At 70.0% G+C, this 11,345-nt stretch carries 7 protein-coding genes; 3 read left to right on the top strand and 4 right to left on the bottom strand.

Annotation, left to right across the window (positions count from 1 at the left end; translation table 11 throughout):
- Positions 1-129: 129 nt before the first annotated feature.
- Positions 130-801 (bottom strand): TrkA family potassium uptake protein, encoded by a 672-nt coding sequence (locus ACFWU3_RS35925; RefSeq protein ID WP_327679386.1) that lies wholly within the window; start codon positions 799-801, stop codon positions 130-132.
- Entirely contained in the window at positions 801-1,469 is a 669-nt protein-coding gene (locus tag ACFWU3_RS35920) for a TrkA family potassium uptake protein (protein WP_313943622.1), read from the bottom strand. The genes ACFWU3_RS35925 and ACFWU3_RS35920 overlap by 1 nt, the downstream gene beginning before the upstream one ends.
- A gap of 184 nt (positions 1,470-1,653) precedes the next feature.
- On the opposite strand from ACFWU3_RS35920, the gene ACFWU3_RS35915 reads away from it, so the two are divergent.
- Positions 1,654-3,702: an APC family permease gene (locus tag ACFWU3_RS35915; protein ID WP_384445748.1), complete on the top strand. Its 2,049-nt coding sequence runs from the start codon at positions 1,654-1,656 to the stop codon at positions 3,700-3,702.
- A 101-nt stretch (positions 3,703-3,803) separates the two neighbouring features.
- Entirely contained in the window at positions 3,804-5,132 is a 1,329-nt protein-coding gene (locus ACFWU3_RS35910) for a class I SAM-dependent RNA methyltransferase (RefSeq protein WP_384445746.1), read from the top strand.
- Between the two features lie 97 nt (positions 5,133-5,229).
- Here ACFWU3_RS35910 and ACFWU3_RS35905 read toward each other — a convergent pair whose 3' ends face one another.
- Both ACFWU3_RS35905 and ACFWU3_RS35900 read right to left on the bottom strand, forming a co-directional pair.
- A complete protein-coding gene (locus ACFWU3_RS35905; RefSeq protein WP_384445744.1) occupies positions 5,230-7,188 on the bottom strand; it encodes an FHA domain-containing protein in 1,959 nt (652 codons plus the stop codon).
- 237 nt (positions 7,189-7,425) lie between these two features.
- Complete coding sequence (locus ACFWU3_RS35900) at positions 7,426-9,291, bottom strand: serine/threonine-protein kinase (protein ID WP_384445742.1); 1,866 nt, start codon at positions 9,289-9,291, stop codon at positions 7,426-7,428.
- A gap of 487 nt (positions 9,292-9,778) precedes the next feature.
- Here ACFWU3_RS35900 and lpdA point away from each other — a divergent pair, with 487 nt between their 5' ends.
- Positions 9,779-11,191 carry a dihydrolipoyl dehydrogenase gene (gene lpdA / locus ACFWU3_RS35895; RefSeq protein ID WP_384445740.1) on the top strand — a complete coding sequence of 471 codons (1,413 nt, stop codon included), beginning with the start codon at positions 9,779-9,781 and terminating at the stop codon, positions 11,189-11,191.
- The last annotated feature ends 154 nt before the right edge of the window (positions 11,192-11,345 follow it).

The raw sequence follows: 11,345 nt of genomic DNA, 5'->3' as shown, positions 1-11,345 counted from the left end.
TGTCGCGCTTGGGGGCGGGGGGTCTGCGCGGGGTTTCCCCCTGGGGCCCCCGCGCGTTGTTCTCACCCCCGGTGGGCCCCCGCCCCTTCGGGCCCGGCGCCCCTCTGGTCGTGCTGTGCCGTCGGACGGTCAGGAGGTCTCCCGGCGGACCGAGAGCAGGTCCTCCAGTTGCTCCTCGCGGGCCTGGGCCGCCACGAACAGCAGCTCGTCACCCGCCTCCAGCGTCTCCTCCGTGCTGGGCGTGAGCACGCGCGAGCCGCGGATGATCGTGACCAGGGACGTGTCCTCCGGCCAGGCCACATCGCCGACCGAGGTACCCGCCAGCGCGGACTCCGGCGGGAGAGTGAGCTCCACGAGGTTCGCGTCGCCGTGGCTGAAGCGGAGCAGCCGGACGAGATCACCGACGCTCACCGCCTCCTCCACCAGCGCCGACATCAGGCGCGGTGTGGAGACCGCGACGTCGACACCCCAGGACTCGTTGAAGAGCCACTCGTTCTTCGGGTTGTTGACCCGGGCCACCACCCTCGGCACCCCGTACTCGGTCTTCGCCAGCAGCGAGACGACCAGATTGACCTTGTCGTCACCGGTCGCGGCGATCACGACGTTGCACCGCTGGAGCGCTGCCTCGTCGAGCGAGGTGATCTCGCACGCGTCGGCCAGCAGCCACTCGGCCTGCGGCACCCGCTCCACCGAGATGGCGGTCGGTGCCTTGTCGACGAGGAGGACCTCGTGCCCGTTCTCCAGCAGCTCGCCCGCGATGGAACGGCCCACCGCGCCGGCGCCCGCGATTGCGACGCGCATCAGTGACCGCCCCCCTCAGGGCCTTCGGCGAACGCCGCTTCGACCTTCTCGATCTCGTCCGTGCGCATCATCACGTGGACGAGGTCGCCTTCCTGGAGCACGGTCTGCGACGTCGGCAGTTCCGCCTCCCCGAGCCGGGTGAGGAAGGCGACCCGTACGCCGGTCTCCTCCTGGAGGGTGCTGACCTTGTGCCCGATCCAGGCGGCGGAGGTGTGCACCTCCGCGAGCTGGACCCCACCGCTCGGGTCGCGCCACAGGGGTTCCGCCCCCGACGGCAGCAGCCGCCGCAGCATCTGGTCGGCCGTCCAGCGGACCGTGGCGACGGTCGGAATGCCGAGACGCTGGTAGACCTCGGCTCGGCGCGGGTCGTAGATACGGGCGGCGACGTTCTCGATGCCGAACATCTCGCGCGCCACCCGCGCCGCGATGATGTTGGAGTTGTCGCCGCTGCTGACGGCTGCGAACGCGCCGGCTTCCTCGATCCCCGCCTCGCGCAGGGTGTCCTGGTCGAACCCGACTCCGGTGACGCGACGGCCACCGAACCCCGAGCCCAGGCGGCGGAAGGCCGTGGGGTCCTGGTCGACGACGGCGACCGTGTGCCCCCGCTGCTCCAGGGTCTGCGCGAGAGCGGATCCCACTCGCCCGCATCCCATGATGACGATGTGCACGCCCGTCCTTCCGGCTGTCAGTTCTCCAAAGGGCCTTACTCAGGCTTAACAGGGTCTCAGACCGTGGCCCAAGCTACACACGCGCGGTCGGCGCGGGGACCCTCGCGAGGCCGGGGGCGAAGAATCCCGGGCGACGGGGGTGGTGGGTGGGCGCCGTTCATATCGACCGCATACGATCCTCTGCGTGTCCAAACTGACCGACATTCCCAAACGGATCCTCATCGGAAGGGCCCTGCGCAGCGACAAGCTGGGGGAGACGTTTCTCCCCAAGCGCATCGCGCTTCCCGTGTTCGCCTCCGACCCGCTGTCCTCGGTGGCTTACGCACCCGGTGAAGTCCTGCTCGTGCTCTCCATCGCGGGCGTGTCGGCCTACCACTTCAGCCCGTGGATCGCCCTGGCCGTCGTGGTCCTGATGTTCACGGTGGTCGCCTCCTACCGGCAGAACGTCCACGCGTACCCGAGCGGCGGCGGCGACTACGAGGTCGCCAACACGAACCTCGGCCCGAAGGCCGGTCTCACCGTCGCCAGCGCGCTGCTCGTCGACTACGTCCTCACCGTCGCCGTCTCCATCTCCTCCGGCGTGGAGAACCTCGGCTCGGCGATCCCCTTCGTCGTCGAGCACAAGGTCTTCTGCGCGGTCGGGATAATCGTGCTGCTCACGGTGATGAACCTGCGCGGCGTGAAGGAGTCGGGCAAGCTCTTCGCGATCCCGACGTACGTCTTCGTCGCCGGCGTGTTCATCATGATCGCCTGGGGTGCGTTCAGGGGCCTCGTCCTCGACGACACCATGAGGGCCCCGACGGCGGACTTCGAGATCAAGCCCGAGCACCAGGGGCTCGCCGGGTTCGCCCTGGTGTTCCTGCTGCTGCGGGCGTTCTCCTCCGGCTGTGCCGCACTGACCGGCGTCGAGGCGATCAGCAACGGCGTCCCGGCCTTCCGCAAGCCCAAGAGCAAGAACGCCGCCACCACGCTGGCCCTCATGGGCGCCCTGGCCGTCACCATGTTCTGCGGCATCATCGGCCTGGCCATGGCCACCGACGTGAAGATGGCCGAGCAGCCCGCGCACGACCTGCTCCGCGACGGCACCCCCGTCGGAGAGAGCTACGTCCAGAACCCGGTGATCTCCCAGGTGGCGGCCGCCGTCTTCGGCGACGGGACGTTCTTCTTCATCGTTCTCGCCGCGGCCACCGCGCTCGTCCTGTTCCTGGCCGCGAACACCGCGTACAACGGCTTCCCGCTGCTGGGCTCGATCCTCGCGCAGGACCGCTACCTGCCCCGGCAGCTGCACACCCGCGGCGACCGGCTCGCCTTCTCCAACGGCATCGTGCTGCTGGCCGGCGCGGCCATCCTGCTCGTCGGGATCTACGGAGCCGACTCCACCAAGCTGATCCAGCTCTACATCGTCGGCGTCTTCGTGTCCTTCACGCTCAGCCAGACCGGCATGGTCCGGCACTGGAACCGCCATCTGCGGACCGAGAAGAACGCCGCCAAGCGCCGCCACATGATCCGCTCCCGGGCGATCAACACCTTCGGCGCCTTCTTCACCGGTCTGGTGCTCGTGGTCGTGCTCGCCACCAAGTTCACCCACGGCGCGTGGGTGGCCCTGCTGGGCATGGTGATCTTCTACGGCACGATGAGCGCGATCCGTAAGCACTACGACCGGGTCTCCGAGGAGATCGCGGCACCGGACGAGCCCAGCGACGACACCGCACGGCCCTCCCGGGTGCACGCCATCGTGCTCGTCTCCAAGCTTCACAAGCCCACCCTGCGAGCTCTCTCGTACGCCAAGCTGATGCGGGTCGACAAGCTCGAGGCGCTCAGCATCAGCGTGGACACGGCCGAGACGAAGTCACTGCGCGAGGAGTGGGACCGGCGGGGCATCAACGTGCCGCTGAAGATCCTCGACTCCCCGTACCGCGAGATCACCCGGCCGATCATCGAGTACGTGAAGGGACTGCGCCGCGAGAGCCCGCGCGACGTCGTGAGCGTCGTCATCCCCGAGTACGTGGTCGGCCACTGGTACGAGCACCTGCTGCACAACCAGAGCGCCCTGCGGCTCAAGGGCCGGCTACTGTTCACGCCCGGTGTGATGGTCACCTCGGTGCCGTACCAGCTGGAGTCCTCGGAGGCGGCGAAGAAGCGGGCCCGCAAGCGCCAGGACTGGAACGCGCCCGGTTCGGTGCGCCGCGGTCCCGTGGATCAGCGGCCGAAGGAGCCGACCGGCAAGGGCTGATCCCACGCTGAGACGTTCATGGCAAGCGGCCGGTCGGGACCCACGTACAGTGGTGGGTTGTTGTCCGGCCGTTTTCCTTTGATCCCTGGAGTCACCCCGCCATGCAGAACGCACCTGAGTCTTCGCTGGTCGGGGAAGAGTACGAGGTCGAGGTCGGACCGGTCGCGCACGGGGGCCACTGCATCGCCCGCACCGAGGAGGGGCGGGTGCTGTTCGTCCGGCACACGCTGCCCGGCGAGAAGGTCGTCGCCCGGATCACCGAGGGCGAGGAGGACTCCCGCTTCCTGCGCGCCGACGCCGTACGGATCATCGACGCCTCCAAGGACCGCATCGAGGCGCCGTGCCCGTACTCCGGCCCGGGGAACTGCGGCGGCTGCGACTGGCAGCACGCCAAGCCGGGTGCCCAGCGCCGGCTCAAGGGCGAGGTGATCGCCGAGCAGCTCCAGCGGCTCGCGGGTCTCACTCCCGAGGAGGCCGGCTGGGACGGCACGGTCATGCCGGCCGAGGGCGACAAGCTGCCGCAGGGCGAGGTGCCGGCCTGGCGCACGCGCGTGCAGTACGCGATCGACACGGAAGGCCGCGCGGGTCTGCGCAAGCACCGCTCGCACGACGTCCAGCCGATCGACCACTGCATGATCGCGGCCCCGGGCGTCACAGAGCTGGGCATCGAGAAGCAGGACTGGGCCCAGATGTCCACGGTCGAGGCGATCGCGGCCACCGGCTCCCACGACCGTCAGGTCATCCTGACCCCGAAGCCGGGCGGCCGGCTGCCGCTGGTCGAGCTGGACAAGCCGGTCTCGGTGCTGCGCGTGGATGAGCGCGACGGCGGAGTGCACCGGGTGCACGGCCGCGCGTTCGTCCGCGAGCGGGCCGACGACCGCACCTACCGCGTCGGCAACGGCGGCTTCTGGCAGGTCCACCCGCAGGCCGCGGACACCCTGATGAAGGCCGTCATGCAGGGCCTGCTCCCGCGCAAGGGGGACATGGCGCTCGACCTGTACTGCGGCGTCGGCCTGTTCGCGGGCGCACTCGCCGACCGGGTGGGCGACAAGGGCGCGGTGCTCGGCATCGAGTCGAGCAAGCGCGCGGTCGAGGACGCACGTCACAACCTGCAGAACTTCGAGCGCGTCCGCATCGAACAGGGCAAGGTCGACCAGGTGCTGCCGCGCACGCAGATCACCGAGGTGGACCTGATCGTGCTCGACCCGCCGCGCGCGGGGGCGGGCAAGCAGACGGTGAAGCACCTGGCGGGCCTGGGAGCGCGCAAGATCGCGTACGTGGCATGCGACCCGGCGGCGCTGGCCCGGGACATCTCGTACTTCGCGGAGAACGGGTACCGGGTGCGGACGCTGAGGGCGTTCGACCTGTTTCCGATGACGCATCACGTGGAGTGCGTGGCGGTGCTGGAGCCCGTGGGGAAGGGCGCCTGAGCGGCGGGTTGCCGACTGATTCGGCGCGCTCGACCCGACGTCCCTGAGGAACGGGTCGAGCTCGCGAACCGATCGCCTCGGTGTCAGGATCCGTGCCTCACGACGACGCGACCGCCGGCCCCGCGTTGTGAGGGTTCAGGAACGCCGCCTCCTGTGGCACGTGCGGCGGGACGTCCGTGCGGGGGTCGGGTGGGCGGGGGACGAAGACCGGGACCTCCGACTGGTAGAAGATGTCGATGTCCGCCTCCTCCCCGCTCACGATCAGCGTGTCCCACGCCCCGCTCTCCTGGAGCGTGCGCAGCGTCTCAGGGGCCAGCGTGGAGAGGTGGGCGCGCAGCACCTCGTCGGACGGCATGCCCGGCAGGCGCGACGACAGCCGCTCACGGATGGCGACCATGCGGTCGAAGAGCAGGTCGAGGTCGGGGCGTTGCACGGAGCCGTCGGCCGGACCCATGCTGCGGGCGACGATGTCCTTGATGGCGCGGGTGACGCCCTCGTCGTCGGTGGCCACCATCGCGTTCCAGGCCCGGGACTTGTGCCGGTACTGAAGCATCGACATCGCCGCCTCGTGCCGGATGAAGTCGGCGTCGCGCAGCGGCCGGTCCTGCCAGACGCGGCTGAGGGAGCGGGCGAGTGAAGTGGCCGACGCCAGGCCGCTGTTGAGGCCGCGGCCGGGCCAGAAGTGAATGGCGTTCGCCGCGTCGCCCAGCAGGAAGCCGAAGGTTCCCGGGGTCTTCGCCGTGGGCCGGCTGAGCTGGGCCGTGAAGCGCGGGCGCTGCACCATGTCCAGACGGAACGAGGTGACCGCCGACAGGTCCTTCTCGGGCACCCCGAACATCTTCAGCCCCTCCAGGATCCGCTTCCACAGCGGTGAACCCTGGAGCAGGGCCGGCAGGAACAGGGTTCCGTGCGTGGGACAGACGAATTCGTGGTGCTCGCCGCGGGTCATGACGCAGGGCCGGGCGGCGATGCACTCCTCGAAGACCTTGCGGACCGGGTCGATGCCGATCACGTCCTCGGCCTCCTCGCGGGTGAGCCGCATGTTCAGGAAGCCCTCGCCGCGCAGCGAGTTGAGCAGGAAGCGGTTCTGGGACACCGTGAGCAGCACGCTCATCGGGTCCGGCAGCGTCGACTTGACCCGCAGCCCCAGCACGACATCCCGCAGATGCTCGCCGTCGAGGGAGTAGATCGAGGCGTCGGCCGCTCCGAAGCGGTCGGCGAAGTGCTCGCGGGTGCGGGAACGTCCGCCTTCGGCGATGACGAGGACGTGGTCCTGGGCGAGCCGGTTCTGCTGCTCCTCCACGTCGAAACGCTGGGGGACCAGCCTGATGCCCGCGCGTCTGTTGGCCAGCTCCAGCAACTGGTCCTCGACGTAGGCGATGCGGATGTTGCGCGGTGGACGGCCGTCCACCGAGTCCGGTCCCACGGGCCACATCTCCGAGTAGCCGTCCGTGTTGTCGAACAGCGCCGAGCGGACCTCCTCGGACAGCGCCAGATACTGCCGGCTCTGCACGGTCACGACCTGCTGGCGCCGGACGTTGCTGTGCCGTTCGTCCTTCCAGACGATCGTGGAGCCTTCCTTGCGCCACCGGGCCTCGTACACGGTGATCTGTACACGTCCCCGGAGCTGCTCCTCCAGCGCCAGGGCGAAGGCGAGGCCGACCGGCCCGCCACCGGTGACCGTGACCCGCAGGGTGCCGGCGGCGGGGCTCGGCTCGATGCGCGGGGAGTTGAGCAGGGAGAGGTCCATGACCGTCTCCATCGCGTCCTGCGCCTCGTAGAGGAAGGTCTCGTCGCCGATGCGTATGCAGTCGTTGGGACGCAGCACATGCCGCGTGACGCGTTCGTCGTTGACGTACGTGCCGTTGCGGCTGTCCCGGTCGTACAGGACGAACCCGGCGTCCTCGGTGACGATCTCGGCGTGCAGGCGAGAGGCGTTGACGCTCACCAGCACGATGCCGTTGTCGCCCTTACGGCCGATGGTCAGCGGTGCACCGTCCAGAACCACACTCTGACCGGTGAAGGGACCCGTACGTCCCACGATGATCGACGGCACCTGCGTACTCCTTGTGAACGGCACTCGAGAACAACGACGGATACGAGGACGGGCCGCAGGTCGCGGCCGTTCCCGTGTGAGGGTGAACCGCCCCGGGACACACCCGTAGTCGTGTCCTGGGGCGGTTCAGCCGATCGTGGACCACTGAGCCGGAGCGGCTGGTCTCCTGCCGCACCGTCCATGGTGTCAGCCCGGCGGAAAAGGGGAAGTCCCCTTTTCCGCCGGGGAGTTGGCGATCTACTGGCAGGTGATCGAGAACGGGACCGTGTTCGAGGTCGCCCCGGGGGGACCCTTGACCTCCACGCCGATCTCGCTGGTGAAGGTTCCGGCCCTGGAGTACGCCGTCAGCTGTACGACGTTCTGGCCCGTACGGTCCCCGCCGGCCGGGAAGGTGAGGGTGCGCCACTCGCGGTCGACCACCGAATCGTCCTTGGACACCCACCGATAGGTGATCGTGGCCGGCACCTGGTCGACGGCGAACGTCGCCGTGAAGGTGGGGGCCTGATCCGCCGGCGGTGAACACGCGCCCACGTAGGTCGTGTTCACGCCCGTCACCGTCGCGCGCACCTGCTGCGAGGCGGAGGCGTCCTGCCCGGCCCGACTCGGCGACGAAGCCGCGCCGGGCGTCGCGCCCGTGTTCGCCTTGTTCTTCCCGTCCTCGTCGTGACCGTGATCGATCAGCGCGTAGCTCAGCCCGGCGACGAGGAGGGCGCACGCCACCGCGGCGGCGACCACGGCCGCGGTCCGGCGGCGCTTGCGCGGGACATCGGGCGGCGTGGGCTCGAAGGGGAGTGGGGGGCCGAAGACACCGTGCGGTGCGGTGGCGGCGGACACCTCGGCGGCCGCAGGTCGATGCGGCGCCGTCGCGGAGGGGGTCGGTGCGGACTGCGCCGGCTGAGGAGACCCAGAGGTGACAGCGGACCGAGCAGGTCGAGTATGCGGTGTCCCGGTCGAGGTGCGCGCCGCGTCCCCGGCCGCCGCGTCCGTAACCGCCGTAGCCTCAGCCGCCGCGTCCGCGACCGCCGTAGCCTCACCCGCGGCGTCCCCAACCGCCGTAGCCTCACCCACCGTTGCGCCGCCGCCCACCGTCGGTGCGTCCCCTACTGTCTGCGCGTCCCCAACAGTGCGGGCAGTGCGGGTCTCAGCCGCCGTCGGGCCTTCCAGGGAGTCGGCCGTCGGGGCTTCGCCGTCGGCGCTCGTGGGCGCTCCCTCCGCGGCCGCCCCGACCGCCGGGGCTGCCGGAGCCGTCCGGCCCGCGTCACCCGCCGCGATCAACCGCAGCTCCCGCTCGGCCTGCTCGGCGCTCATGCGCTCGGCGGGCTCCTTGCGCAGCAGTCCTTCGATGACCGGAGTGAGGGGTCCGGCCCGGCGCGGTGCCGGGAGTTCGTCGTCGACGATCGCGCGCAGGGTGCTCAGCGGGGTGTTCTGACGGAAGGGGGAGAGGCCCTCCACGGCCGCGTAGAGGAGGACGCCCAGCGACCACAGGTCGGACTCGGGACCGGGAGCGCGGCCGAGGGCGCGCTCGGGCGGAAGGTACTCGGGGGAGCCCACGACCTCGCCGGTCATGGTCAGCGAGGATTCGCCCTCGACCATCGCGATGCCGAAGTCGGTGAGTACGACGCTGCCGTCGTCGCCGAGCAGTACGTTGGCGGGTTTCACATCGCGGTGCAGCACCCCCTCGCCGTGCGCGGCGCGCAGGGCGGACAGGATCTCGGCGCCGATCCGCGCCGCCCGCTTCGGGGCCAGTGGCCCCTCGGCGCGCAGCAGGTCTCCCAGTGAGCGCCCGCGCACGAGTTCCATCACGATCCAGGGGCGGCCGTCGTCGGTGGCCACGTCGTACACGGTCACCACGTTGCGGTTGGGGATGCGGGCGGCGGCCCAGGCCTCGCGTTCCAGCCGGGTGTACATCCGCTCGATGTGCGCGGCGGACAGCCCGGCGGGGGCACGCACCTCCTTGACGGCGACGTCGCGGTGCAGCGACTCGTCGCGAGCACGCCACACCGTTCCCATACCGCCCTCGCCGAGGCGCGACAGCAGAAGGTAGCGGCCCGCGACCTTCCGTTCCTGGTCCGGTGGCACCTGTACAGCCTCCTTGTTGTGCATCCGGACGGCTCTCCCTCTCCTTGTGCGGCGGCAGGGGCGATCGCCGATGTCGCCCTCGCGCAGCAGTTCCCCGGCCCCGTGTGACGCGCTCGACAGCGAGCCGCCCCCCGGCGTCCGGCGTCGCGGAGCGGTGATCACCGGCCGGCCGCGGACACACGATGCCGTACGTGCCCGACCGGCCCGATGGCCCCCGCCCGTTCCCCCGTGTTGTGGGAGGCGACGAGGCTCATCAGCCCGCCGCTTCCCTGGCCTTCCAACAGCTGCATTGTGCTATACGCGCAAGCAGGTTCGAATGGTTCGCCTCGCCACGGGAAACTTGCGGCTTCTGTCGATCTGCCGCCGCTCTGCCGGGCCGGAGATACGGAGGGAATCTTCCCGCGCCGCAACCGGTTGGTAACAAGGGTGCTTCCATTCCTCGAACGTGAGGATCACGAGCCCGATCGTCGGTGTCCCCGCGCCGCGAGGCGTGGCAAGAAGGGAACGTTCCATGGACGCGCAGAACGCGCACTTCGACGTCGTCGTCCTCGGCTCCGGGCCGGGCGGCTATGTCGCCGCCGTCCGAGCCGCCCAGCTGGGGAAGCGGGTCGCGGTCGTCGAGGAGAAGTACTGGGGCGGAGTGTGCCTGAACGTGGGCTGCATCCCGACCAAGGCGCTGCTGCGCAACGCCGAGCTGGCGCATGTGTTCCAGCACGAGGCGGAGACCTTCGGCATCAAGGTCGACGGCACGGTCTCCTTCGACTACGGCGAGGCGTTCCGGCGCAGCCGCACTGTCGCGGACGGCCGGGTCAAGGGCGTCCACTATCTGATGAAGAAGAACAAGATCGCGGAGTTCGACGGCCGGGGCACCTTCGTCGACGCGCACACGCTGCGGGTGGCGCAGTCCGACGGCACCGAGCAGACGCTCACCTTCGACCACTGCATCATCGCCACCGGCGCCACTCCGCGACTGCTGCCCGGCACCTCCCGCAGCGAGCGCGTGGTGACCTACGAGGAGCAGATCCTCACCTCGGACCTGCCGGAGTCGATCGTCATCGCTGGCGCGGGCGCGATCGGCATCGAGTTCGCCTACGTGCTCCACAACTACGGCGTCAAGGTCACCGTCGTCGAATTCCTCGACAGGATCGCCCCGTTGGAGGACGAGGAGATCTCCAAGGAGCTGGCCAGGCAGTACCGCAGGCTGGGCATCGATGTGATGACCTCCACCCGCGTCGAGTCGATCGACGAGTCCGGGCCGCAGGTGCGCGTCACCGTGACCGGCAAGGACGGCCGGCAGCAGATCCTCGAAGCCGACAAGGTGTTGCAGGCCATCGGCTTCGCCCCGAACGTCACCGGATACGGACTGGAGAACACCGGCGTCCGGCTGACCGAGCGCGGCGCGATCGAGGTCGACGGCCACTGCCGCACCTCCGCTCCGCACATCTACGCGATCGGCGACGTCACGGCGAAGCTGATGCTCGCGCACGCCGCCGAGTCGATGGGCGTCATCGCAGCCGAGACCCTCGCGGGCGCGGAGACGATGGAACTCGACTACGCGATGATCCCCCGTGCCACCTACTGCCGGCCCCAGATCGCCAGCTTCGGCTACACCGAGGCGCAGGCAAGGGAGTTGGGGTACGACGTGAAGGTGGCCAAGTTCCCGTTCACCGCGAACGGCAAGGCGCACGGACTGGGCGACGCCACCGGCTTCGTCAAGCTGATCAGTGACGCGAAGTACGGCGAACTGATCGGCGGCCATCTCATCGGACCCGATGTCACCGAACTCCTCCCCGAACTGACCCTGGCCCAGCAGTGGGACCTGACCGTCCATGAGGTGGCCCGCAACGTCCACGCGCACCCCACGCTCGGCGAGGCGGTCAAGGAAGCGGTGCACGGGCTGGCCGGACACATGATCAACATGTGAGTCGGGCCGGGGGAAGACCCCCGGCCCGGTGGCGGGCCCCCCCCAGAAACCGCAGGGGGCGGGGGACAGCGCCCCGGTGCCGGGCGGGAACCCGGGCCCGGCCACCGGGCAAATCAACGGGGGGGGGGCCGGCCCCCCCCGCCGGGCGGGTCGG

Origin of the sequence: Streptomyces sp. NPDC058685, assembly GCF_042714725.1 — a bacterium.
Classification (GTDB): domain Bacteria; phylum Actinomycetota; class Actinomycetes; order Streptomycetales; family Streptomycetaceae; genus Streptomyces.
Note: the sequence above shows the minus strand (reverse complement) of the source record. Positions and strands in the feature narration are given on the sequence as shown.